A 25,742-nucleotide genomic window follows, 5' to 3' on the forward strand; every position below is an offset into this window, starting at 1 on the left:
AAGGGAATGGCAAGCGTTGCCGCTTTGCCATTCCCTTCTTGATTACATACTAGGTAGCATCCAGTGATGGAGAAAACTCAGCTTTTCCCCATACTGTTGTGTCGCCCAAAACAAAAGTCCGGTCAGAATCGAGATGATCGGAATGATTTTAAACGAGAATTTGAGGATGGGCGTTAATTTTAAGTCGTTGAGCACTTTGTATATGATCAACATGACGCCGATGCCCTGTTTTTTCATGTATTTGCGATAGCCGACGGCATAGAACCAAATAATATGTAAGGCAATCAACGCAATGATCCACCACATCACCGGCGCCCCGACTTGATTGTACAGCCAGCTGCCCACCAACGGCCCCCAACTCAATCCGATCTGGGCCAGATTGGCGGCTCCGTAATAGGCACCGCGAAACCGGTCATTGCTCAACTGGTCAATCATTTGGCTGCTTACCGGGAAAATGAAAATCTCCCCGATGGTGAATAAAATGGTTCCGCTGATAAAGATCAATTCCCGGTCTCCCAGCGAAAGCGAGGCATATCCCGCGGAAAACAGCAGGACCCCCAGCAAAATACTGCTCAACGGGTTTCTCTGTTCCGCCCAGTTGGTGATAAAGGGCTGGAACAAGATGACAATGGCTGCATTGATCATTAACAAGAAGGAATAGATTCGTTCCCCGTTCACGATTTCGTTGGTCAGAAACATCGGCAAGCTTGTTTCCAATTGTGCATAAATGCCGTAAAAGATCATACTGCCTATGATGTAGTATCCCAATGTTTGGTCTTTTCTCATGAGATGCAAGCATTCGGACAACTGAACCTTGCCTTCATCCCTGGAATGTCGGATTTTCTCCTTGTACTTGAGCAAAAACCCGATTTGCATTAGGGAGTAAAGAGCATATAACAAACCGGTAAGGACAAAGGTGTAAGGACCGATCGACTGGAACAAAAAAGTCCCCAGCAAAGGACCGATCACCATGCCGATATTGATGGCCATATAACGGTAACTGAATACTTTCAGTCGTTTTCTTTGTACGGTTAAGTCCGCCATTAACGCTTGGGAAGTGGGTTCAAAAAAAGCGCGCCACAAGCCGTGGAAAAAGCTCAACAGGATAAACGTGACATACCCCTGTGCCAATACGAACCCGAAAAAACAAAAGGTCCAGGCAACCAAAGAAATGACGATAATAAACCCGCGACCAAACAAGTCAGACAGATAACCGCCAACAAATCCCCCTAATGCCGCACCCAATCCCATCACTCCGAGGATGATCCCGACCTGCATCGGGGTAAACTGGATGTGATGGGTTAAATAAAACACCAAAAATGGCAGGCTCATAAAAGAGGCAGTTCTGGTAAAACCGGTTCCAAAAAGAAGAAACAGAACCATTGGATGCATTCGTTCTTGTTGATGCCGTTCTCTTCTCGACATCAAAACGGGTTGATGGTTTGTAATGAGACACCACCTCTTTGACGGGGATCAATCGTTCAACAAAATGATGCTCATGCTACACTAGTAAAAACAAAAACAGGAAGAAAACATCCCATCTCCATCTTAACGGTTATTTTGAAAATTACAATATATAAATTTTGAAGTTCCTTTTAAATAGCTCGCCGATTTTTCTATTAACACCCTGTTTTGAAATAATTTAGGTGATTAGACTATAAAATATATAATATTATTATATAAAAACAATTTATTAATAAAATAGAATATTTTCAAACATAATTTCGCGGGAATTTGGCGGTTTCGGATTTGGTTGAGTTTGTATTCATTTTTTATTAGAATTTATTCATACAGTTTTTGAATTGTTGAGTTGATCAAAGAAGAGACAGGTGGTTGAGGAGAGTATGAGCAGAGAACCAGTCGGAGCGAAGGAAGATGTGTTGCAGAGAGAGTTGACGCCCGGGCAGTTGACGATGATCGGCCTGGGAAGCGCCATCGGCACCGGACTGTTTATCGGTTCCAGTTTGGCCATTCATTATGCCGGACCTGGTGTCATTGTGAGTTATGCTCTTATTTCTGTAATCGTGTTTATGATGGTGTTTTGTCTTGCAAAATTGTCCATGGAACATCCGACGACGGGATCATTCGGGATTCATGCCGAGAAATATCTCCATCCGTGGTTGGGTTATCTGGTCCGGTATACGTATTGGGCGGCCAATGCCATTGCCATCGGAGGCGAAGCGACGGCTGTCGGGATTTACATGCAGTATTGGTTTCCCGAAGTGCCCCGGTGGATCTTTGTGGTTGCTTTTTCACTGATGATTATTTTGATCAATGCCTTGTCCGTCAAAAATTTCGGCATGTTTGAATTCGGGTTTTCCACGGTCAAGGTGACCGCATTGTCGGTCTTTATTGTTTTGGGGTTGCTACTCATTTTTGCTGAACCGGCTGAAAGCATGAACCGGCTGGCCGGTGACGGACAATTTGCTCCTCAGGGATGGTTTGGGATTTGGATGGGAATGGTGATGGCCTCCTTCAGTTTCATGGGAACAGAAATTGTTGCCGTCACGGCTGGAGAAGCCAAAGAACCCCGTCGGGCCTTGTCCAAAACCATGAAATGGATGGCACTTCGATTGATTCTTTTTTATTTGCTGTCCATGGCCGTGATGCTGGCTTTGATTCCCTGGCAACAAATTGGCGGGGAACAGTTGGAACAAAGCCCGTTTGTTAAGATGTTGCAGCTTTTGAACATTCCCTATGCCGCCGGCTTGATGAATTTTATTGTGTTGACGGCCGCTTTGTCGACCATGAATGCCAATTTGTATGCTTGTACGCGGATGATGTTTTCGTTGGCCAAAAGTGAGTTTGCGCCCGAAAAGTTGGGGAAGGTCACCCGAAAAGGAGTGCCGGTCCCGGCATTGATCATTTCGTCCTTTGGACTGATGATTGCCATCTTGCTCAATGTGACGGACGCGAAAGCCTATCAAACGTTGTTTGGCATCGCGATTTTCGGCGGGATCTTCACTTGGATGATCATCTTTTTAACCTATTTCCGCTATCAATGGTTAAAAACGGCACGTTTTTCACCGGTTGCCACCATTGGGTTTGTCGTGCTGCTTTTGGTATTCATCACCATGTTTTTGCATCCGGCGTGGAAATACGCGATTTATATCGGGGTGTTTTGGGTGATGATTTTAAGCGTCTTTTACGGGCTTCAGAGATGGCGGAAAGCGAAAAAACAGGAATAAGCGGAATCAGACTTTCATAATTTATAGCGGGTGATGCCGAATTTTGGCATGACCTGCTCTTTTTGTTTGAAGCGGAAAGATAGGATCCGGAAGAACCGGTGGAGAATGGAATAAAAAGGGAAACGAACAAAGATGGAGGTGAACCGATTGCCTGAGCCCCGAGTAATTCAGAAATCATCTGAAAATTGCTATCATTTGGAGGATTTCCCCCGCCTTCCCGATGAAACCGATGATATCGGGAGATTTCGGCGGGCCATTCATGCAATGCCTTCCGGATCCCGGCTCATGGTTCCGCCCGGCCGTTATTTTTTGGAGGAGATTTGCATTCGCAAACCGATTTCCATCTGTTTTGACAAAAAGGCGGTCGTGGAACCTGTGCACGTCAATGCCCCTTATATTTTGAAATGGGAGGGCGGGACGGGTTACCATGATTATTGCCTCGCCCATGACCTGAAAAGAGGGGACCGGAGTTTTTGGATTTTGCAAACCCCGTGGGATATCAAAGCCGGAGACATGATTGCATTGACAGATGATTCCACGAGATGGTCGGACGGTCAAAAAAATGTGAATGTGGAAATCCATGAAATCAAAAGCATTCATCCGTCAGAACAAGAATTGCTCCAGGACGGCCTGAATGAAAAAAGTTGGGCCGGTCCGGTTTGGAATCACCAAAGCACGTTGGGCAGGAATGCTTCTTTTGCCTGGGATCCCGGGGAATCTGCTTTAAAAATGGAATTAAAACCGGTGACGGAACCGGGATATGTTTCCTTCGAACAGAAGGTTTTCGGGATCCAGGAAGGCGAACGGTATAATTTGCAGTTGATTTGCCGGGTGAAGACAAGCCGGTCGGTCACGGGAAGCTGTTATGTTGCTTGGTATGACAGACGGGATCAATTTCTTTCCCGCTCAAAAGTGAAGGAATTTGACCCGTTACATTGGCAGAGAATCGTGAACGGGAATCTGAAGGCGCCTTCCGGTGCGGCAGCGGCGCGGGTGATTGTTTCCGTCCATGCGTTAAAGCCGGGGGATTGCGGTACGCTTTGGGTAAAAGGGGTATCCTTTAAAAGCGCAGTGACCCGGATGGTCTTGAAAGACCGGGTCCGCCTCCCCAAGCGTGCTTCCGGCCAAAAAAATGTTTACAAGATCAACCCGCTCCGGTCCGTCTGCGTGGAAAATTTTTGTTATCGCTTAAAAGAAGGTTCCAGTAAAGGGTTTGGTATTTTGGCCTTCAATATGCATGGGTTTTTCGTCCGGGGATTGAAAGGGGAAAGAGGGGCGGAATCGGCCATTCAAGTGCAGCGCAGCATGGATGTGACCGTGGAGGATTTTGATTTGAGGGATCCGCAGGTGGTGGGATCCGGTCAAGGTTACGGGATCCAATTCTACGGCGGAAACCGGAAGATTGTGGTCCGGAACGGATATACCCGGCGGATGCGCCACAGTGTGGATTTAGAAGGGACTTTTGATGCATGGGTGGAGAATGTGGTGGACGAAAAAGGAAAAGGGGCTTCATTCATGATCTCGCATAACGGCTGGTGTTCGGATATCACGTTTATCCACTGTCGGTCCGTCGACTCCGGTTCGTCGGGATTTGTTGCGGAAGCCCAAGGGGTGAAAGATCCTTTCTCTTTGAAGCATCACAATATCCGGATTCTCCATTGCGAATGGCAACGCACACGCCGTCTCGCCGATCCCGTTTGCTATGGATTCGGCATTTGGCTGAAAGCGCCGGCGACCGGGAAAATCATGCATTTTAAGGCGATGTGCGGAAATGGCGAAAACCCCACGGCTCTTCAGGACAACGGGGCGATTCGGTTACTCCCTGTCGGCAATGACCTTTTGGTCAAGCACGTGACAGGCGAAGGATTGAGGCGGGGGGTGTTGATCGCCTTCCCGTCGGCCGTTCCGGAGCAGGAATACCCGGGGAAAATGGTGTTTCGCGACATCTGTTTGCGAAATTGCCGTACCGGCTTTTTGATCAATGACGGTGAGGGAAAAAGGGTGTTTCTTTATGATTTGAAGTTGGATCAAATCGATTCCTGGTTGTTTGAAGGAAACGGGCGGGGCAGTTACGAACAATTTGTGTTGGACGGATTGAAGGTGGTGCGTTCCGGCAAAGCCGGATTGATGCAGTCCAGGCCGCAGCCGGTCCAAGGTTCGGTGCTGCAGGGAAAGATTGCCCGCATTGTGTCGGATCAAAGGGGGGCGTTTTGTTCGCTGAAAAAAAATTGGGCGCTGTCTTTAACCGACTGTTTGTTAAAAGGAGACGGGGAGACCATTTGGTTTTCAGGAAAAATCAAAAACTCCTGCGCCCGGGGGATTCCGGACGGGATTGTGGAGGGGCAGCGGTTAAAATTGGTTTCGTCCTCTCCGGATACGTTTACGGTGTTTTCGGACAACATTGCGGGGGGCAAGGGGCGCGGCATCACCCTGTCTCCCGACAAGCCGTCCGTTCTGTTGGTCTGGCAGGAGAAAAAGTGGATTCCTGTTCAATAAAATTGAGAAAAAATATGTTAATATTTTATGGTGTCTGTTTGGGGTATGGATCAAAGAATCAGAATTAGAAAGTGTGAGTGAAAATCAAAACAAAGCAAAAAACCGTAGATTTGGACAAATTGGAAGAGACGAGCAAGAATCCCATGGTGAAGGAGTACGGCGTGACTTGGACGTTATACAAATGTGAGACATGTAAATATTTAGAAGCGCATGGTAAAAGTTTTCGTTGCAGTCACCGCAAAGGACGCCACTATCCCAGTTGGGATGCTTGCGGCTTATATCGTCCGCGCTCTTAAAACTCTCGCAAAAAGCGAGAGTTTTTCCTTATAAGTAATCCATGACAATTTGTGCGCCATGGATGGCGGAGCCGGGTTTTCCGACAAGGGTTGCATTGGTCTGCATTTCTTGGAGGGGATCCGGGTGTTCGATCAAATAGGTGAGTTGTTTGGGTAAATGTTGCGGTTGGTCTTCCCGGATAGCCACTTGCTTGTTCAGCAAAAAACGGCTGTTTTTTTCTTCCTGGCCGGGGATCGGTTTGCAGATGACCATGGGGAGTCCGGTGGCCAAGGCTTCTGAACTCGTCATTCCGCCTGGTTTGGTGACGATGAAATCCGATGCGCACATAAAATCAACCATGTTATGCACAAACGGGAAGAGATGGACATGGGAGAGGTTTTTCAGTTCCCGGGATAATTCCTTATATAACGGTTGATTGTTTCCGGTGATGATGAGCAATTGATAATCTTGTCTCAAAGCCATGTTTTTTAATGCGTCCAGACAAGAGTAAAACGGCCCGATTCCGCTTCCGCCGCCCATCAGCAAGATCGTAAAGCGGTCGGGAGAAACGCCGATCTGTTTTCGCGCTTCCTTTTTCTCTTTTTGTTCCGTGAAAAAAGCCGGGTTGATGGGAATGCCTGTGCTGTAGAGATCGGCCTGGCTTCCTTTTTTTCGGATCTTCAGCCCGATTTCTTCATGTGCGGTAATATAAAAATCAACTGCGGGATGAATCCAGAAGCTGTGAACATCAAAGTCGGTCACCACGCCACCCAACCGAAAGCGGCTGCAGGAAGTATGGCTTTTCAAGTAGGCGCAGGCGCTCAAGCAAAAGGCATGCGTACAGATGATCACCTGTGGTTTTAATCCCTCGATGAGAGTCCGGAGTTTATGAGCCACAAATTTTCCCATCGGGTCCCGAAACAGTTTGCTGAACCGGGAATCCCATTGATAGCAAGCGCCCCAGAGGTTCGGGGCATAGCGCAACGTCTGCAAATAGCTTTTTTTGATCAATGATTTCAACTGCTTGCTGATCATTGGCAGGATGGAAACGATTTGAACTTCACTGCTTGGATATTCAAGTTCAATCCCTTTCTTTAATGAGCTGGCGGCGCTGTAGTGACCATAACCGGCAACGGTTTCGGTTAAAATGAGGATTTTGTCCATGGCTCAGTCACTCTCCAAATCCGTTTTAATCCTTCTTTCAACATTAATACCCGCTGAGCAAGCAAAGTCCTTTCCGTCTGAAAAAAATTATCCGGACCGGCAGGCGGCATCCGGGTCCGAATCCGCGTATATAAAACGGTCGGATCCCGGAAGGGGCGGGGCGACGCCCGTTGCAGAGATCTTTCCGACGGGGTGGTCCGGACCCGAAATATGTTATTACCTTTATCTGTATTGATTAAACCCGTGCATCATTGGGTATTGGGCAAAAGCGGCCGGGGATGTGACGATGAACGCAATCATGTGTTCTATTTTCTCTTTAACATAGAAAATTATTCAAATAGAAAGAAAGCCGGGGCATAAAAAAAGAACCCTGCATGGTTCATGGATGCAGGGTTCTTTGCGGGCTTTTAATCCAACAAAAAGTTTTTGACTTTTTTCAAAAATCCTTCTTCCTGTTCACTCACGTTGAGTGTTTTCCATTCGGAAGGGGTGGCATATTTGACCTGCATTTGGAGCATCTTTTTGTTGGAGCCGTCTTTATTCATGATGTAAAAAGAGCTGGAGTCTTTCTCTTTTTCATTTTCTTCGTTGATGGTGAACAAAATTTGTTTCCCGTCTTCCGACCAAACGGCCCCGGAAGCGGCTTTGTCAAGATCCGCCGTGATGTTTCGGGCCTGTTTGGTGGCCAGATTCATGACATAAATGTCGGTTTGTCCGTTTTGGCTTTTTTCAAACAAAACCGATTTTCCATCGGGTGAAAAATGCGGGGAATACTCAGAGGATTCCTGATCATTTTGGCCGGTTAAAGGCGAAATCTGGCTGCCGTCGGCGTTCATGATGAAAAGGCCGGTATTCCCGTCTTTATCCGTGGAATGGAAAACGATTTTTTTCCCATCCGGAGACCAGTCCGGGCTGGAATGAAAGACTCCGTCTTCGGCTTCGGTAAGCTGTGTCACTTTTTTGGCTTCCAACTCGATGGTGTATAAGTTTCCGTCGCTCCTTGCAAAGACAATTTTTTCCCCGTCGGGAGAAAAGCGTGGGGAAGAATCGAAATGGGGAAATTTGCTGCGGGTGAGACGGACTGCGTTTTTCCCGCTGCTGTCGGCAACATAGACGCTGTCATGCTTAATATAAGTAATCATGTCACCGGAAGGAGAGACATCGACGGAATTTCCCGAAGTGATCCGTTTGGTTTGCAAAGTTTCAGGGTTGAATTGATAAATGCTCTGCGTATGTAAACCGCCACTGAACAAAATGGTGCCGGGTTGTGTTTCTTGATTGGCATAAACCGGCAGAGCAAGAGAGGTGGAAAGAATGAGTGCCCCCATCACCCCTGTTACTTTTTTGGAAATTTTTTTCATGGATTCTCTCCTTTCTGGTACCGCATTTAAAAATTATTATAAAGGATTTTTTTATGTTTGCGGATGTTTGTTGCAAAATTTACAAATATTTTTTCTCATATTTTCATTTTGTTTTCATAGAGAAAAATTTTGTTTGATTTCTGTCTATGCATTCGCTAGACTGTGTAAAGAAATTGGAAAGAAAAAGGAGGATATGCATCGGAAACCGGATGCAGGATGAACATGAAAACGTTCGTGATTTCAGGTCTCAAACCGGAATTTTTTCGGGATATTGAACTGATTGCTCAATTGTTTTTTGAAAAAGTCCGTGTCATCGACAGGGACGAAGAACAAAACGGTGATTATTTTCTGGCTTTTTCCATCCATGAAGGAAAGCCGGTGGAAGTAAACATCCGGCTCGAAGATTTAAAGAGCCGCCAATGCCATGAATCTTTTCACCAACGCGAAGTGGAAGCGGAAGTGGAAGGAAAGGAATATGTGAAACGGGTCCGGCAAGCGGTGAAATATGTGTTTTTGGAAGTCATGGAAAAAGCGACCGGAATTGATCAGCCTTGGGGGATCCTGACGGGCATCCGTCCGGTCAAATTGTTCCATTCATTTTTGCAACAAGGCTTTTCCGAAGAAGAAGCGGCGCAAAAATTGCAAAAAGATTATTTGCTGCATCCGGAAAAGACGGAGATTCTGGCGGAAATTGCCCGGCGCCAAAAAAGCGTTTTGCCCGATTTATATGATCTGGACCGGGAAGTCAGCATATATATCGGCATCCCGTTTTGTCCGACCAAATGCGCGTATTGCACATTTCCCGCTTATGCCATTCAAGGGAGAAACGGAACCGTCGAAGATTTTTTGGCAGGTCTTCATGAAGAAATCAAAGCGGTTGGCAAGTGGTTGGAAGAAAAACAGTTGAAGGTAACCACCATTTACTTTGGCGGGGGGACGCCGACGTCCATATCCGTCCCGCAAATGGATGGTCTCTTCCGGCTGTTGAAAAAGCACATCCCGCATTATGAAAACGTGCGTGAGTTGAATGTGGAAGCCGGGCGGCCGGACACGTTGGATGAAGCGATGCTGGATCTTTTGAAATCTTGGAACGTGGACCGGATCAGCATTAACCCGCAAAGTTTCAAAGAGGAAACCTTGAAATGGATCGGCCGGCACCATACAGTGAAAGAAACCTTGGACAAATACCGGCTCGCACGGGAGAAAGGATTTACAAACATCAATATGGATTTGATCATCGGGCTCCCGGGAGAAGATATACAAACGTTCCGGGAAACCCTGAAGACCATGGGGGAATTGAAACCGGAATCGGTGACCGTTCACACCCTTTCCTTCAAAAGAGGTTCGGTGATGACGCAAAACAAAGACAAATATCAAGTGGCCGGGCGCGAAGAAACGAGAACCATGGTGAAGTTGGCGCGGGAGTGGGCCAAAGCCTCCGGATATGTTCCGTACTATTTGTACAGGCAAAAAAATATCCTGGGAAACCAGGAAAATGTCGGGTATGCATTGCCCGGGCAGGAAAATATGTACAACATTATCATTATGGAAGAACGGCAAACGATCATCGGATTGGGATGCGGGGCCGTCAGCAAAATCGTTTCTCCGCATACGGGACGGATCACGCGTTTTTCCAATCCCAAAGAACCCAAGGCCTATATTGATTCCTTTGCCCGCTATCTGGATCAAAAGATCCGTCACTTGGATGAAATCTACGGTCAAACCGGTTCCCTTTAATGGCGGAGGCGAAGAGGGTGTCCCGCCCTCTTTGGCCTTCTGAATCATTCGCAGATCAAACAGGAAAGCCAACGATAAACCCCTTGGCAGTCGGTACCCCGTTTAAATTCCAATTCATAGGTTTTCCCTTTGGTCCTGATTTCCAAGACATGTGCGCGGTTCCAGAACCCTTTGACATACAGCCCGATGCTGTCGATGCGTGAATACGGGATGGAAAGAATCCCTTTTTCCCTTCCGAAGAGGGTCCGGTCGATCAAGACGATCCGCCGGGTGGTCAGGACAACCATATCGAGCAGCAACCCGTAAGTATATATGGTTTCTTCACCCTCATACAGCCATTTTTGTATTTGTTCCCAATGCTTTGCGGAATTTTCAACACGGTTTTTTTCCATCTTTCCAGCATCCTCCCCTTCATTCATCATAGCCGGAATTTTTCCATTTCAACCGGTACGACGCCTGATAAAAAAAGATCCACCTTTTTAAGATGGATCGGACTCTTCGGGTTTTCCGCGATTCATTCCTCTTTCCGGTTTAAACCGGCCACTTTGACACCCAGGACGGCCAACAGGATCCCGATGACGGGAACTGTATAATTGAAAATCGCGTAGGGAGCATATTGAAAGGTGTTCACGCCCAAGGTGGAGGTGATGAAAACACCGCAAGTGTTCCATGGCACCAGTGCGGATGTGACCGTGCCCCCGTCTTCCAGCGCACGGGACAGGTTTTTGGAATGAAGGTTTCTTTTTTTGTAAGCGCTTGCAAACATGCGGCTCGGAAGCAGAATGGAAATATATTGTTCCGCGGCGGTGACATTGGTGACAAAGCTTGAAAGAATGGTGGTTGGAATCAGGCTTTTTGCCGATTTGGCCAATTTCAGGATTTGATTGACAAGGGCTTTTTGCATGCCGGTGGATTCCATGATTCCCCCGAATGTCATGGCCACAATGGTCAGGGAGACGGTATACATCATGCTCTCGATTCCGCCGCGGTTAAACAATTCATCGACCCATGCCTGTCCCGATTCAATGGTGTAGCCGTCATACATGGCCCGGATCGCATCGCCGGCCGGATCTCCCTGGACAAAGACCTGGCAGATGAATCCCGACAAAACCCCCACCGCCAAAGCAGGCAACGCCGGAACTTTTTTGGCCACCAGAAAAATGACCAGCATGGGAACCAATAAGAGCCAGGGCGAAATGACAAAATGTTTTTCCAAAGTGGAAATCATGGTCTGGATATTTCCATCCTGGATGTTGTGGGCGCTGAACTGCATTCCTGCAAAAAAATAGAAGGACAGCGCGATGACAAGTCCCGGAATGGTGGTGTAAAACATATGCCGGATATGTTCGAACAAATCGGTTTCCGTCACCCCCGAAGCCAAATTGGTTGTATCGGAAAGTGGGGACATTTTATCGCCGAAATAGGCTCCGGATATGATGGCTCCCGCCACGAAAGGGGCCGGAATGCCCATGCTGATCCCGATTCCCATGCCGGCGACGCCGATGGTCCCCATCGTGGACCAGGAACTGCCGATCGCAAGGGACACGACACAACAGATCAAACAGATGCTGACCAGAAAGAGGGAAGGGGTCATGATCTTCAGTCCGTAATAAATCAAAGAGGCGATAATTCCTCCGCCGATCCAAGTGGCGATGATCAGTCCGACCAGAATGATAATTAACATGGCGGGTAAAGCCAGGCGGATGCCTTGATACATCCCTTCCTCCATATTCTTCCATGAATGGCCGTGAAAGTGTGCGACCAGTCCGGCCGTGATGGTGCCGACGATCAGCGGGATGTGGGGGGTTCCTTCAAACCGGATGATCGTAACGGCCATGGTGACGATCATCACCAGAAGCGGGAACAATGCCCAAAGAAACGGAATATCCTGTTGCTTGGAATGCTTCATAAACTTCCTCCTTTGTTTCGCCTTGGATAAATGTTGATTTTTGGGGAATATCTATTAGTTTATAATAAATTAATTCAGAAATAAAATTTAGTTACGATCATTTAGCCAAGTCTTTTTTTTGTGGAAACGAAAAATATTGCATCAAAATCCACGCGTAAAAAAAAGAGGGCGGTTGCCCTCTCGTGTCGGATGGAAGCGCAGTTGCGCTGGTTATAAGAGGTTGCTGGTGGAGTTGCCGCTTCCACCGCAGATGGTTTGTGCATCTCCCAAGTTAATCGGGATTTGCAGGTTCAAGTTGATGAGACCGGCACTTTGAGCTCCGGTGGTGGCTCCGTTATTCACCCGGGCTTGGCATCCGCCGCGGCGGCGTCTGCGACGGTGTGGCACAACCACTACAACTTTCTTTCTTCTCGTGCAGCAGGACATACCGCGTCACCCCCTTTCACAAGGATTGCCGGACAAAGACGGGTCGGGAGAAGTGGATGTCAAATCAGGAAGGGAAGGGGGAGATGAACTCCCCCGGCATCATTCATCAGAGGAGATTGCTGGTCGAGTTACCTCTGCCGCCGCTGAAGGCCTGAGCATCTCCTAAGTTAATGGGTACTTGCACGTTCAGGTTGAGCAAGCCGGCACTTTGTGCACCGGTCCGGGGAGCGTTGTTGACGGATGCGCGTGCGCTGAAGGACCGGCGGCGTCTGCGGCGGGCTACAACGACCACGACTTTCTTTCTTGCATGGCAATGCATAAGCCTTGCACCTCCTTTCAGGGAAAATGATCACATTGGATTCGGATTACTCTTTCTTTTCAGAATCCGCAGCGGATTGCTTGGAGGAGAATTGTTGTTTGATTTGCTGTTCAATTTGCTTTTTTTGTTCTTCCGTCACCGGAACTTTTTTCGCGATGACATTGACCAGATTGGGAGCCAGGGATTGCATCAGGGATGCGCCGGTTGTCGTTCCTCCGTTTCCGTTGCCGATGAGGATCGACATCAACAGGTTGACGAGTGCCGTGATGAAATCAATGAGGATGCCTGTTGCATTCGCTACGGCTACTCTGGCAGATCCGGTGAGGGCTCCGGGCAAAGTCAGGATATAATTGAGAAAATCAATCGCGGTTTGTTGCGCTTCCACTTGTTGGGATTGCGGGACATTTTCCCGGATGGCTTCGTCCAAAATGGCGCGGATTTGTTCCAACTCTTCGGGGGTAAAGGAGTTTTTACTCATCCTGTTTCACCTCCTTTCAATGGGGTTCACAGAACTTACACGGCATTGGATACCGAGTTTTGGTCACTTTCATTCAACGATGTGGAATCACCTACATTGACGGGGATTTGGACGATGATATTAATCAGACCGCTGATCGCGCCATCGATGGTCGCGGCGTTGTTGACGGAGCTGTCTGCGGAGGAAGGGCGTGTCGGACGTCTTCGTTTTTTGCGGGGGGAAACGTTTTTTAGCAGAAGCAGTCTGCGGCAGTGCCTGCACAAAGTCGGTTTTTTCTTCCTTTTCCGGAGTTTCTTTCGCCGTCTATAACAGGTCATTGTTTGCGCCTCCTCTCGTCCGGGAGGGCGCCGATTTGTTTCGGTGCAAGACATCTTGTTGGATGAGTTGCTTTATCTTGTTTTTGGTCCCTGGTTGGAACACTTCTGCCAAATTGATTAAATTCTGCAGTTTTGGGGGGAGTTTTTCATCATCCAGACTTTTGATCAATAAGTTGTATATTTTCATTCTCATGATTTGTTCCATTTGTCCCGAAAGTTGATCGAGGTGTTTCCGGTTGCCATTCAATGACGACACCTCCTTGTTTTCAACTGGCATTCTTTGAAGTTACTATAGTATATTATTTGCTCGCAAAAAGGTGATTATATATTTTATAAATAGTTTAGTATCTTGGTAGAAAATAAAGCCGCCTTCCATTCGGAAAGCGGCTTTTCATCAGCCGGGGGTTTCCGTGAAATATTCCGGAAATTCCCGCATAAATGTTTGTACGACTTCCGGATATTCGTTTTCGGCGATTTCGAAGATTTCCTCCCCTGAATATTCAAAAAAGAACAGGGATTTGTCGGGATGATCCGGGTCATAATACATGGCCATGGTTCGCTGTTGATGGGTGAAAGTGGCGCCCAAAACCGCCAGGAATGTCCTTCCTTCCACTTCCAGCCGTTGGAAGAAAAGCGGTTCCAACTCTTGCAGAATCAAATCGCTGTAGGTTTCCCCCGGATAACGCAAGACCATTTCGTCTTCTTTTTCTTCTTCAATAATATAGATTTCTCTTTTTCGTTCTTTTTTCCACAACAGCAGCAAATGCTTGATTTCTTGATGGATGAAAACATATTGATAAGGCGTTTGAAAGCGGATGTTCAATGATTTTCTCCCCTGTTTTAAAATCGTACTCTTTTTATATTAAAACACGGACGAGCCTTAAAACAATGGACTGGCTTGAAGAAAAGGCCTGCGGAAATGCGGTTGCTAGAATCCGGCAGGCAACAGTATAATACCAACGTAAGGATTTATGAAAGGGACCATGATTGGGAAAAATGGAATGGGAGAAGGAGGGAAATCCATGAACACGTCCGGCAAGGAAACGCCCCGTAACCAGGAAAATGATTTTATTGACGCCGTGAAAGGTGCATTGGGAGCCGCCGGGGTTTTCTTATTGATCTTTATTATTTTAACTGCGATTGACTTATTGCGGTAAAATTTTTAAAAACGGGAGGGTCTGAGGCGGAATCCTCTCGTTTTTTTGTCGGGAACCGGAAGTGCCCGGTTTGCTCCCGGTTGGCAAAAGCAAAACCGTGAGATATACTTCAGAATGTGGCCAAACATTAAAAAAAGATTTTCTGTCTGACTGGTACCCGGTTATGTAAGGGGATACAGAAGGATGGAATACATAAATCATGAACCAGGGTTTGGCGTGTTTTTTGTGGTTATGACCAAGGATTGGGGGATTGCGGAATGAATGTTCATGAGTATCAAGGAAAGCAAATCCTGAAAAAATATGGCGTTCAGGTTCCGAACGGCTTTGTCGCGTTCACAGCCGATGAAGCGGTGGAAGCTGCGAAAAAGCTGGAAGGAGACCTGTGGGTTGTCAAAGCGCAAATTCATGCCGGGGGCCGCGGAAAAGCCGGTGGCGTGAAATTGGCCAAAAGTTTGGAAGAAGTCCGTCAATATGCGGATGAATTGCTCGGGAAGACGCTGGTGACCCATCAAACCGGTCCGGAAGGAAAAGAAGTCAAACGATTGTTAATTGAAGAAGGACTCCCAATTGAAAAAGAATATTATGTTGGAGTGGTGATTGACCGGGCCACCCAACGTGTCGTCATGATGGCTTCCGAAGAAGGAGGAACCGAGATCGAAGAAGTGGCCGCCAAAACTCCGGAGAAAATCTTTAAGGAAGTGATTGATCCGGCGGTTGGAATGATGCCGTTCCAAGCGCGCCGTTTGGCTTATTCGATCAACATCCCGCAAGAGAAAGTCAATAAAGCGGTAAAATTTATGTTGGGCCTTTATCAGGCGTTTGTCGACAATGATTGTTCCCTGGCGGAAATCAACCCGCTCATTACAACGAAAGACGGACGTGTCATGGCATTGGACGCGAAATTGAATTTTGATTCGAATGCATTGTTCCGCCATCCTGATATTTTAGAAATGCGCGACTTGGATGAAGAAGATCCGAAAGAGGTTGAAGCTTCCAAATACGATCTGAACTATATTGCACTCGATGGAAATATCGGCTGCATGGTGAATGGAGCCGGCTTAGCCATGGCCACCATGGACATCATCAAACATTATAACGGAGAACCTGCCAACTTCCTGGATGTCGGGGGCGGCGCAACCGCGGACAAAGTGCGGGAAGCTTTTAAAATTATTTTGTCGGATGAAAATGTCAAAGGAATCTTTGTCAATATTTTCGGCGGAATCATGAAATGTGACGTGATCGCCAGCGGAGTGGTGGAAGCGGCAAAACAAATCAAACTGGACCGGCCGTTGGTGGTTCGTCTGGAAGGCACCAACGTCGAACTCGGCAAGAAAATCCTGCAGGAATCCGGCCTGGAAATTGTAGCAGCCGATTCTTTGGCGGATGGCGCGCAAAAAATCGTGGAACTGGTGAAGTAAGATTTTGATGACAGATCGCCCGAGAAAGGTGGGAGTTTTAGATGAGTATTTTTGTAAATAAGGATACAAAAGTGATCATCCAGGGAATTACAGGGTCAACCGGATTGTTTCATACCAAACAGGCGATTGAGTACGGGACACAAGTGGTCGGCGGTGTCACCCCGGGGAAAGGGGGACAGGAGATCGAAGGAGTTCCCGTTTTCAACACGGTGCAGGAAGCCGTGGAAGCGACCGGGGCCAATGCTTCTGCGATTTATGTGCCTCCGGCCTTTGCAGCCGATGCCATCATGGAAGCGGTGGATGCCGGATTGGAGTTGGTCGTGTGCATCACCGAAGGCATCCCGGTATTGGACATGGTGAAAGTAAGACGGTACATGGAGGGGAAAAAGACACGCCTGATCGGCCCGAACTGTCCGGGTGTCATCACTCCGGGCGAGTGCAAAATCGGAATTATGCCGGGATACATTCATGTTCCCGGACATGTCGGGATCGTATCGCGGAGCGGAACGCTCACCTATGAAGCCGTCCATCAATTGAGCACACGCGGGATCGGCCAATCGACGGCAGTCGGCATCGGGGGCGATCCGATCAACGGGACAAACTTCATTGATTGTTTGAAAGCTTTTGAAGAAGATCCGGACACCAAAGCGGTGATCATGATCGGGGAAATCGGCGGTACGGCAGAAGAAGAAGCGGCCGAATGGATCAAAGCCCATATGACAAAACCGGTGGTCGGCTTTATCGGCGGACAAACCGCACCTCCCGGAAAACGCATGGGACACGCGGGTGCGATTATCTCCGGAGGAAAAGGAACCGCTGCCGAAAAAATTGCCACGTTGGAACGCTGTGGCGTAAAAGTGGCGGAAACACCGGCTGTCATCGGCGAAACCCTTGTGAAAGTCTTGGAGGAAAAAGGGTTGTTGGACGAAGTGACGGCAAAGTGATGAATGAAGGGAACCTTTTAGGTTCCCTTTTTTTATTGGGAAGGGCCGCGGCAGTGATGGTTTTTGGGGAAATCAGGATCCGGCGGAAGGAGAAATGGCGGGGAAATGGTACTTTGTAATATTGGAAAAAAGACCTGAACGCATCACAGGTGTCGACTTTAAGAAGATATTCATTTTCTTGCAAAAGAGGTGTTGGCCGTTGCATGCTTACTCTTGGCTGATCGCATTGGATCACATTCAGTCGGTGGGATGGCACACCATTCATTCATTGATTCAAGCGGGATGGAAACCGCAAGAGCCCGTGCCGGACGATTTATTGAACCGGTTGACGCGGTCCCAGGTGAGGCAAATAGTGATCAGGAAGGTGAAAAGCGAATTAACTTCCGCGTTGGTTGAAAAAGTGATGCGAAACCTGGGAAAAATGCAGATTCAGACCGTGACGTTTTTTGATCCGGCCTATCCTTCTTTGTTGAAAGAGATTGCCCAACCGCCGTGGGTGTTATATATTCGTGGGGATTCATCTTTGTTGGCGCAAAAATCGCTTGCCGTGGTTGGAACAAGAAAACCGACGCCTTACGGACTCCGGGCAACGCGGGAGCTGGTGACGCCGTTGGCGGAACGTGGGTGGACTATCGTCAGCGGGATGGCCAACGGAATCGACGGAGAGGCACACCGGTCCGCACTGCGGGTGGGAGGCAAAACCATTGCCGTTTTGGGGACGGGGGTGGATGTCATTTATCCCAAAAATCATCGCCGGCTTTATGAGCAGTTGGTGGAGCACGGGGCGGTAATTTCCGAAATGCCTCCCGGCACCCGGCCCCATCCCGGGGTCTTTCCCAGACGGAACCGGATTATCAGCGGCCTTTCGTACGGAACGCTGGTGGTGGAAGCTGCGGAAAAATCGGGGTCTTTGATCACTGCCGGGTTCAGCATGGAGCAAGGAAGGGAAGTTTTTGCGGTTCCGGGGATGATGACTTCCGTCCAAAGCCAGGGAACATTAAAACTGATCCAGGACGGGGCAAAATGCGTGCGCCAGCCGTCAGATATCCTGGAAGAGCTGGAGGGACTCCCTTTGACCGGCACCCTTCCGGACGGTTTGCATAATTTGAGTCCGATTGACTTAAATGATATAGAAGAGCAAATCTACGGACAAATTCCGTTGGATGAACCAATCCACATCAATCAGTTGTTGGAGCGGTTTGATCAACAAAGGGCTCCGGGAGAAATCCATCAGGCACTGGTCACCTTGGAGATGAAGCAGGTGATTGCCTCCCTTCCCGGAGCCCGGTATATCCGCAAGTGATGCAACAAAGCATCTTCAAACCAAGTGTCCGGAAGTTGAACACTTTGGTCACAATTTGGTATTGTATCAAATACGAGTGCAAATAAGAGAAGTGGCAAGAATGAGGGGAGGGCCATAGATGGCCGATTCACTAGTGATTGTTGAATCACCGGCTAAAGCCAAAACCATAAAAAAATATTTGGGAAGCAAATACATCGTGAAAGCTTCCATGGGACATGTGCGGGATTTGCCCAAAAGCCAGATGGGCGTCAATGTGGAAAAACAGTTTGAACCCAAATATATCACCGTCCGCGGAAAAGGGGATATCTTAAAAGAATTGCGTGATGCCAAGAAAAAAGTGGAAAAGGTCTATCTGGCGGCGGACCCGGACCGGGAAGGTGAAGCGATTGCCTGGCATCTGGCACACAGTTTGAATGTTCCGCTGGAGCAAAAATGCCGGGTCGTTTTCAATGAAATCACCAAACAAGCCGTCAAAGAAGCATTCAAGCATCCCCGGGAAATCAACATGGACTTGGTGAATGCCCAACAGGCGAGGCGGATTTTGGATCGGCTGGTGGGTTATAACATCAGCCCGCTGTTGTGGAAGAAGGTGAAAAAAGGCTTGAGTGCCGGACGGGTCCAATCGGTGGCGGTCAAGTTGATCATCGACCGGGAAAATGAAATCCGGGAGTTCAAACCAGAAGAGTACTGGACCGTGACGGCCGTTCTGTTAAGCGGCGAAGAGCCTTTTGAAGCCAAATTTTACGGTTACGGAAAAAAGAAAACGAAGTTGGGTTCCAAAGAAGATGTGGATCAACTGCTTGAAGCAATCAAGGGAAAGCGCTTCGTTGTCGAAGAGGTGAAAACCAGCGAACGCAGACGAAATCCGGCCGGCCCGTTTATCACGAGCACGTTGCAGCAGGAAGCCGCCCGGAAGCTCGGTTTTCGCGCCCAGAAGACGATGGCGGTCGCCCAGCAGTTATATGAAGGGGTGGACATTGGCAAACAAGGAACGGTGGGGCTGATCACCTATATGCGGACGGATTCCACCCGGATTTCGAAAACGGCCCAAAGCGAAGCGCGCGAATACATCACCGAAACATTTGGAGCGGAATACTTGCCGAAAACACCGCACTCGCACAAACAGAAATCGGGCGCGCAAGATGCCCACGAAGCGATTCGTCCGACCTCTGTCTTCCGGGTTCCGTCAGAAATCAAAAGTTATTTGTCCCGGGACCAATACCGGTTGTACAAATTGATTTGGGACCGTTTTGTGTCTTCTCAAATGGCGCCGGCCGTTTTTGATGCGGTTTCGGCAAATATTCGGGTCGGGGAAGCGTTGTTTAAGGCAAGCGGATCCAAAGTCAAGTTCCCGGGATTTATGAAAGTGTATGTGGAAGGCGAGGATCAGAAGAAAAAGGAAGAAGACAAGTTTTTGCCGGAGCTCGCCAAGGGGCAGGTGTTAAAGCGGAAGTCCGTTGAGCCCAAACAACATTTCACCCAACCTCCGCCCCGTTATACCGAAGCCAGCCTCGTCAAAGAGCTGGAAGATAAAGGGATTGGGCGCCCGAGTACTTACGCCCCGATTTTGGATACCATCCAGAAACGGGGATATGTCCTTCTGGAAGATAAACGTTTTGTTCCTTCCGAGCTGGGGGAAATTGTGATTGATTTAATGCAGCAGTTTTTCCCGGAAATCTTAAATGTGGAGTTTACGGCCAATCTGGAAGAAGACCTGGACAAGGTGGAGGAAGGAAAAGCCGATTGGATTGAAATTTTGGACCGGTTTTATCATCCGTTTCAAAAACAGTTGTCCGTGGCGGAAAAAGAGATGGAAGAAGTGGAAATCCAAGACGAAGTGTCCGGGGAAGTCTGTGAAAAGTGTGGCAGCCCGATGGTATACAAGTTCGGCCGCTACGGGAAGTTTTTGGCTTGTTCCGCTTTTCCGGATTGCCGCAATACCAAACCGATTGTCAAATCGACCGGGGTCCCGTGCCCCAAATGCAAAGAAGGGGAAATCGTTGAACGGAAGAGCAAAAAATCCCGACTGTTTTACGGATGCAGCCGATACCCGGAATGCGATTTTGTTTCGTGGGACCGGCCGGTTCCCCGTCCATGCCCGAAGTGCGGGAACCTGATGGTGGAGAAAAAAGCAAAGAAAAAGCAGACCATGATTCGTTGTACCGTTTGTGATTATGAAGAAGAAAAAAATTGACGGAGGGGACGTAAAAAGATGACACAAGTGACTGTTGTGGGAGCGGGGTTGGCAGGAAGCGAAGCCGCTTGGCAAATCGCCGAGCGCGGAATCAAAGTGAAATTGTATGAAATGAGGCCCGTGAAAATGACACCCGCCCATCGCGGGGGGCAATTTGCCGAATTGGTGTGCAGCAACTCGTTGAGAAGCGCATCGTTGACCAATGCGGTGGGCGTGTTAAAAGAAGAAATGCGCCGCCTCCATTCCATTGTGATGAAAGCGGCAGACCGGCATGCGGTTCCGGCCGGCGGAGCGCTTGCCGTGGACCGGGAAAGTTTTTCGGAGGAAATCACCCAAACGCTTTCCCGCCATCCCAACATTGAAATTTATCATGAAGAAATCACCGAATTGCCCGAGGGGCCGACCGTGATCGCCACCGGTCCGCTCACATCCAAGACGCTGTCGGAAAAACTGAAGGCTTTGACCGGCGAGGAATATTTGTACTTTTATGATGCAGCGGCTCCCATTGTCGAAAAAGATTCAATCGATATGGAAAAAGTTTTTGTCCAGTCCCGTTATGATAAAGGGGAAGCCGCTTATATCAACTGTCCCATGACGGAAGAAGAGTTTGACCGTTTTTATGAGGCGTTGATTCAAGCGGAGACAGCGCCCTTGAAGGATTTTGAAAAAGAAATTTTCTTTGAGGGATGCATGCCGGTTGAAGTGCTCGCCAAAAGAGGGAAAAAAACATTGTTGTTCGGTCCCATGAAGCCGGTCGGGTTAACCGATCCGCGGACCGGAAAACAGCCGTTTGCCGTCGTGCAACTGCGGCAGGACAACAGTGCCGGCACCCTTTACAATATTGTCGGCTTCCAAACCCATTTGAAATGGGGGCCGCAAAAAGAAGTCATCCGGATGATTCCCGGTTTGGAAAATGCCGAGATCGTCCGGTACGGGGTGATGCACCGGAACACATTTATCAATTCACCCAAACTTCTTCTTCCCACCTATCAATTCAGGAAAAATGACCAACTGTTCTTTGCCGGCCAAATGACCGGAGTGGAAGGTTATGTGGAGTCGGCGGCGTCCGGTCTCATTGCGGGCATCAATGCCGCCCGTCTGGTAAAGGGGGAAGAACTGACGGTTCCGCCCCGGACGACAGCCATTGGAAGCCTGGCTCATTATATCACCCATACCGATCCGAAACATTTTCAGCCGATGAATGCAAACTTCGGATTATTTGAAGCTTTGCCCAAACGGATCCGCAACAAGAAAGAGCGGGCGGAAAAATACGCTGAACGCGCTTTGGAAAGTATTGAGGAATTTCGCAAACAAGTCCCCGTCTCTTCTTGATGCGGCATTTTCAAACGATCATGCATGATTGACGGGAAATTTCGATTGGCCCGGAAAAAGGGGGAACCAAGATTGGGAGATTTTCATGCAACGACCATCTTTGCCATACAGCATGAAGGAAAAGCGGCCATGGCCGGAGACGGTCAGGTGACTTTTGGCAATCAAATGATCATGAAACACGGCGCGAAAAAAGTGCGCCGCTTGTATCACGGAAAAGTGGTGGCCGGTTTTGCCGGATCCGTCGCGGATGCGATGACGCTGTTTGAGAAGTTTGAAAGGAAGCTGGAAGAATACCATGGGAACCTGGCGAGGGCAGCGGTGGAACTGGCCAAGGAATGGCGTTCCGATAAGGTTTTGCGGAAACTGGAAGCCATGATGATCGTGATGAACGTGGAGAAATTGTTTTTGATCTCCGGTACCGGTGAAGTGATCGAGCCGGATGACGGGATGTTGGCGATCGGTTCGGGAGGAAGCTTTGCATTGTCTGCCGGCAGGGCGTTGAAACGGTATGCGCCCCATCTGTCCGCAAAAGAAATGGCTGAAGCCGCATTAACCATTGCCAGCGAAGTTTGCGTGTTTACCAACAATCAAATTCTGGTTGAGGAGGTCTCATGATGGCGCCCGTGTACAACCCTCGAGAAAAATGGACTCCCCGGCAAATTGTTGCAGAATTGGATAAGTACATCATCGGGCAGAATGAAGCAAAACGCGCCGTTGCGATCGCTCTCCGGAACCGTTACCGCCGCACGCTGTTGCCGGATGAACTGAAAGATGAAGTGGTTCCCAAAAACATTTTGATGATTGGCCCGACAGGGGTGGGAAAAACCGAGATTGCCCGCAGGCTGGCGAAGTTGGTCGGTGCGCCTTTCGTCAAACTGGAAGCCACCAAATTCACCGAAGTGGGTTATGTCGGCCGGGATGTGGAATCCATGGTCCGCGATTTGGTGGAGACCGGGGTTCGCATGGTGAAAAAAGAAAAGTTGGAAAGTGTGAAGGATGAGGCGCGTGCCATGGCCAATGACCGGATTGTCGAAATTCTGGCCCCCGGCAAAAAGGCCGCGCCAACTTTTAAAAATCCGATTGAGTTTCTATTCCAACAAAATCAATCCTCCCCCCCGGCCAGTCAGACGCAACAGGATGAAAGCAAGCTGAAAGAAGACCGGCGGATCCTCAAGGAGAAGTTATTGCGCGGAGAACTGGAAGACCGCGTGATCGAAATCGAAGTGGAAGAGCAGGCTCCGGCCATGTTTGACATGTTTGCCGGAACCGGCGCGGAACAAATGGGAATGAACATGCAGGAGATGCTCGGGCATTTGATGCCGAAGAAAACCAAAAAGCGGAGAGTCACGGTGAAAGAGGCCCGCGAAATATTAACCCAGCAGGAAGGGCAAAAATTAATCGACATGGACCAAGTTACCCAGGAAGCTTTGGAACGGGTGGAGCAATCGGGAATCATCTTTTTGGATGAAATTGATAAAGTGGCCGGGAAGGACGGACATGGCCCGGATGTCTCCCGTGAAGGCGTGCAGCGCGACATTTTGCCGATCGTGGAGGGTTCGACGGTGATGACCAAATACGGGCCGGTGAAAACCGATCACATTTTGTTTATCGCCGCAGGGGCGTTTCATGTGTCCAAACCGTCGGATCTGATTCCCGAACTTCAGGGCCGCTTCCCGATCCGTGTCGAACTGAGCGATTTGACGGCCGATGATTTTGTAAGGATTTTAACCGAGCCCAAAAGCGCGCTGATCAAACAGTACACGGCGTTGTTGGAAACAGAGGGCATCCGGGTGACCTTCACCGATGAAGCCATCCGTGAGATTGCCCGCTTGTCGGCGGAAGTGAACAGCGCGACGGAAAATATCGGAGCCCGCCGTCTCCACACCGTTTTGGAGCGGTTGCTGGAGGAATTGTCCTTTGAGGCGCCTGAAATCGGAGCCGGCGAAATCAAGATCACACCGGAATATGTGAGAGAACGATTGCAAGATATAGTGAAAGACCGTGATTTGAGCCAGTATATATTATAAAGAAGGAAATTCGGCGTTTTTTTCGAATTGACGTGTCACGGGAGTTTTTTTCTTGCGATGGCTTTGATGAATATGGTATATTCATCAATGGTGTAAAACACACGTCAAGGAAAGCAGGCAGTGGTGCCATGTGAAAGTGGTTTCTGCTTGCGATGACTTTGGCGGAGGAATAACCAATAAGGAGGATTTTTTAAATGGCAGTTGTATCAATGAAACAATTATTGGAAGCTGGGGTTCATTTCGGTCATCAAACACGTCGTTGGAACCCGAAAATGAAAAAGTACATTTTCACGGAACGCAACGGCATTTATATCATTGATTTGCAAAAAACCGTGAAAATGATGGAGCAGGCTTACAATTTCGTTCGTGACCTGGCTGCAAATGACGGAAACATTTTGTTTGTTGGAACGAAAAAACAAGCACAAGAAGCTGTAAAAGAAGAAGCCACCCGTTCCAACATGTTTTATGTCAACCACCGTTGGTTGGGAGGAACCCTGACGAACTTCCAAACCATCCGCAAACGCATCGAACGCCTTCATGAATTGGAACGCATGGAAGAAGACGGCACCTTTGATGTATTGCCGAAAAAAGAAGTGGTTCTGCTGAAAAAAGAGCAGGCAAAATTGGAAAAATTCCTCGGCGGGATCAAATACATGAAAAAATTGCCGGATGCCATTTTTGTGATTGATCCGCGCAAAGAACGGATTGCGGTTGCTGAAGCCCGCAAGTTGAACATCCCGATCATTGCCATTGTGGATACCAACTGTGATCCGGATGAAATCGACTATGTCATTCCGGGGAACGACGATGCCATCCGTGCGGTTCGTCTTTTCACCGGAAAAATCGCCGATGCCATTCTGGAAGGAAAACAAGGGGAACAACAGCAACAACAGCAACCGAGCGAAACAACAACGGCTTCCTGACCGGAAAATGAAGAGGGTGGCATGACAGGGCTCATGCCGGCCCCCTCTTTTTATACGCTATACCAAAAAAGGAGGAGCATTCATGGCAATCAGCGCACAACAAGTAAAAGAACTGCGTCAAAAAACAGGCGCGGGAATGATGGATTGTAAAAAAGCTTTAACCGAAACCAACGGAGACATGGAAAAAGCGATCGAATATCTCCGTGAAAAAGGAATCGCCAAAGCGGCCAAAAAATCAGACCGCATCGCAGCGGAAGGGGTTGTTGAATCCTACATACATGCCGGAGGCCGGATCGGTGTTCTGGTGGAAGTGAACTGTGAAACCGATTTCGTTGCGAAAAACGAAGACTTTAAAAACTTTGTCCGGGATATCGCCATGCAAATTGCCGCAATGAATCCGCAATATGTACGCAGCGAAGAAATTCCGGAAAGCGTTGTGGAAAAAGAACGGGAAATTTTAAAACAACAAGCGCTTCAAGAAGGCAAACCGGAACACATTGTTGACAAAATGGTGGAAGGACGTTTGCAAAAACATTTCAAAGACATTTGCCTTTTGGATCAACCTTTTGTCAAAGACCCGGATAAAACCATCGATCAACTGGTAAAAGAAATGATCGCCAAGATCGGTGAAAACATCAATATCCGTCGTTTTGTGCGTTACGAAATGGGCGAAGGTCTCGAAAAACGTGAAGATAACTTTGCGGAAGAGGTTATGTCCCAAGTCAAGAAAGGTTGACAAATTACATGGGAACACGAACTTGGTGTTCCCATTT

At 48.4% G+C, this 25,742-nt stretch carries 23 protein-coding genes; 13 read left to right on the top strand and 10 right to left on the bottom strand.

From position 1 onward, the window contains the following. Positions 1–42: 42 nt before the first annotated feature. Positions 43–1,425 carry an MDR family MFS transporter gene (locus tag ATH33_RS07075; protein WP_037997268.1) on the bottom strand — a complete coding sequence of 461 codons (1,383 nt, stop codon included), beginning with the start codon at positions 1,423–1,425 and terminating at the stop codon, positions 43–45. A gap of 419 nt (positions 1,426–1,844) precedes the next feature. Here ATH33_RS07075 and ATH33_RS07080 point away from each other — a divergent pair, with 419 nt between their 5' ends. Together ATH33_RS07080 and ATH33_RS07085 are read left to right on the top strand one after the other, a co-directional pair. After that, positions 1,845–3,188 carry an amino acid permease gene (locus ATH33_RS07080; protein WP_037997265.1) on the top strand — a complete coding sequence of 448 codons (1,344 nt, stop codon included), beginning with the start codon at positions 1,845–1,847 and terminating at the stop codon, positions 3,186–3,188. A 147-nt stretch (positions 3,189–3,335) separates the two neighbouring features. Then, positions 3,336–5,684, top strand: coding sequence for a hypothetical protein (locus tag ATH33_RS07085; RefSeq protein WP_037997262.1), 2,349 nt, complete (start codon positions 3,336–3,338; stop codon positions 5,682–5,684). A gap of 324 nt (positions 5,685–6,008) precedes the next feature. On the opposite strand, the gene ATH33_RS07090 is transcribed toward ATH33_RS07085, so the two are convergent. Together ATH33_RS07090 and ATH33_RS07100 are read right to left on the bottom strand one after the other, a co-directional pair. After that, positions 6,009–7,124, bottom strand: coding sequence for an MGDG synthase family glycosyltransferase (locus ATH33_RS07090; RefSeq protein WP_049720242.1), 1,116 nt, complete (start codon positions 7,122–7,124; stop codon positions 6,009–6,011). Positions 7,125–7,531: 407 nt separating this feature from the next. Then, entirely contained in the window at positions 7,532–8,485 is a 954-nt protein-coding gene (locus ATH33_RS07100; protein ID WP_121874240.1) for a DPP IV N-terminal domain-containing protein, read from the bottom strand. A 222-nt stretch (positions 8,486–8,707) separates the two neighbouring features. Between ATH33_RS07100 and ATH33_RS07110 the strand changes: the two genes are divergently transcribed. After that, a complete protein-coding gene (locus ATH33_RS07110; RefSeq protein WP_037997309.1) occupies positions 8,708–10,222 on the top strand; it encodes a coproporphyrinogen III oxidase in 1,515 nt (504 codons plus the stop codon). Between the two features lie 44 nt (positions 10,223–10,266). Here ATH33_RS07110 and ATH33_RS07115 read toward each other — a convergent pair whose 3' ends face one another. From ATH33_RS07115 to ATH33_RS07150, 7 genes are all read right to left on the bottom strand, one after another. After that, a complete protein-coding gene (locus ATH33_RS07115; RefSeq protein ID WP_170151242.1) occupies positions 10,267–10,614 on the bottom strand; it encodes a PH domain-containing protein in 348 nt (115 codons plus the stop codon). 122 nt (positions 10,615–10,736) lie between these two features. Next, entirely contained in the window at positions 10,737–12,131 is a 1,395-nt protein-coding gene (nhaC, locus tag ATH33_RS07120) for a Na+/H+ antiporter NhaC (RefSeq protein ID WP_121874241.1), read from the bottom strand. Positions 12,132–12,341: 210 nt separating this feature from the next. Then, entirely contained in the window at positions 12,342–12,557 is a 216-nt protein-coding gene (locus ATH33_RS07125) for a hypothetical protein (RefSeq protein ID WP_037997249.1), read from the bottom strand. A 365-nt stretch (positions 12,558–12,922) separates the two neighbouring features. Beyond that, a complete protein-coding gene (locus ATH33_RS07135; RefSeq protein WP_037997244.1) occupies positions 12,923–13,354 on the bottom strand; it encodes a hypothetical protein in 432 nt (143 codons plus the stop codon). A 35-nt stretch (positions 13,355–13,389) separates the two neighbouring features. Beyond that, positions 13,390–13,671: a hypothetical protein gene (locus ATH33_RS07140; RefSeq protein WP_037997241.1), complete on the bottom strand. Its 282-nt coding sequence runs from the start codon at positions 13,669–13,671 to the stop codon at positions 13,390–13,392. Continuing rightward, positions 13,658–13,918, bottom strand: a complete 261-nt coding sequence (locus tag ATH33_RS13590; RefSeq protein WP_037997239.1) for a hypothetical protein — start codon at positions 13,916–13,918, stop codon at positions 13,658–13,660. Before ATH33_RS13590 ends, ATH33_RS07140 begins: the two co-directional genes overlap by 14 nt. 147 nt (positions 13,919–14,065) lie before the next feature. Continuing rightward, positions 14,066–14,494 (bottom strand): hypothetical protein, encoded by a 429-nt coding sequence (locus tag ATH33_RS07150; RefSeq protein ID WP_037997237.1) that lies wholly within the window; start codon positions 14,492–14,494, stop codon positions 14,066–14,068. A 199-nt stretch (positions 14,495–14,693) separates the two neighbouring features. Between ATH33_RS07150 and ATH33_RS13830 the strand changes: the two genes are divergently transcribed. The 10 genes from ATH33_RS13830 to tsf all read left to right on the top strand — a co-directional run bounded on the left by ATH33_RS13830 (position 14,694) and on the right by tsf (position 25,705). Further along, positions 14,694–14,828, top strand: a complete 135-nt coding sequence (locus ATH33_RS13830) for a hypothetical protein (protein ID WP_255347202.1) — start codon at positions 14,694–14,696, stop codon at positions 14,826–14,828. Between the two features lie 257 nt (positions 14,829–15,085). Next, a complete protein-coding gene (gene sucC / locus ATH33_RS07160; protein ID WP_062843186.1) occupies positions 15,086–16,246 on the top strand; it encodes an ADP-forming succinate--CoA ligase subunit beta in 1,161 nt (386 codons plus the stop codon). Between the two features lie 41 nt (positions 16,247–16,287). Continuing rightward, positions 16,288–17,190, top strand: a complete 903-nt coding sequence (sucD, locus tag ATH33_RS07165) for a succinate--CoA ligase subunit alpha (protein WP_037997229.1) — start codon at positions 16,288–16,290, stop codon at positions 17,188–17,190. Between the two features lie 199 nt (positions 17,191–17,389). Then, positions 17,390–18,493 (top strand): DNA-processing protein DprA, encoded by a 1,104-nt coding sequence (gene dprA / locus ATH33_RS07170; protein WP_049720238.1) that lies wholly within the window; start codon positions 17,390–17,392, stop codon positions 18,491–18,493. Between the two features lie 118 nt (positions 18,494–18,611). Then, the gene (topA, locus tag ATH33_RS07175) at positions 18,612–20,687 is read left to right on the top strand and encodes a type I DNA topoisomerase (protein ID WP_037997223.1); all 2,076 of its coding nucleotides are present in this window, start codon (positions 18,612–18,614) and stop codon (positions 20,685–20,687) included. An 18-nt stretch (positions 20,688–20,705) separates the two neighbouring features. Next, positions 20,706–22,019, top strand: coding sequence for an FADH(2)-oxidizing methylenetetrahydrofolate--tRNA-(uracil(54)-C(5))-methyltransferase TrmFO (gene trmFO / locus ATH33_RS07180; RefSeq protein ID WP_037997220.1), 1,314 nt, complete (start codon positions 20,706–20,708; stop codon positions 22,017–22,019). 72 nt (positions 22,020–22,091) lie between these two features. After that, entirely contained in the window at positions 22,092–22,634 is a 543-nt protein-coding gene (gene hslV, locus ATH33_RS07185; RefSeq protein WP_037997217.1) for an ATP-dependent protease subunit HslV, read from the top strand. Further along, positions 22,634–24,046: an ATP-dependent protease ATPase subunit HslU gene (gene hslU, locus ATH33_RS07190; protein WP_049720235.1), complete on the top strand. Its 1,413-nt coding sequence runs from the start codon at positions 22,634–22,636 to the stop codon at positions 24,044–24,046. Before hslV ends, hslU begins: the two co-directional genes overlap by 1 nt. Positions 24,047–24,240: 194 nt before the next feature. After that, the gene (gene rpsB / locus ATH33_RS07195; RefSeq protein ID WP_037997210.1) at positions 24,241–24,969 is read left to right on the top strand and encodes a 30S ribosomal protein S2; all 729 of its coding nucleotides are present in this window, start codon (positions 24,241–24,243) and stop codon (positions 24,967–24,969) included. 82 nt (positions 24,970–25,051) lie between these two features. Then, on the top strand, positions 25,052–25,705 hold the full coding sequence (tsf, locus tag ATH33_RS07200; RefSeq protein ID WP_049720233.1) for a translation elongation factor Ts: 654 nt from the start codon (positions 25,052–25,054) through the stop codon (positions 25,703–25,705). Positions 25,706–25,742 lie beyond the last annotated feature (37 nt).

The sequence above is a fragment of the Thermoactinomyces vulgaris genome (assembly GCF_003688725.1).
GTDB classification, from domain to species: Bacteria; Bacillota; Bacilli; order Thermoactinomycetales; family Thermoactinomycetaceae; genus Thermoactinomyces; species Thermoactinomyces vulgaris.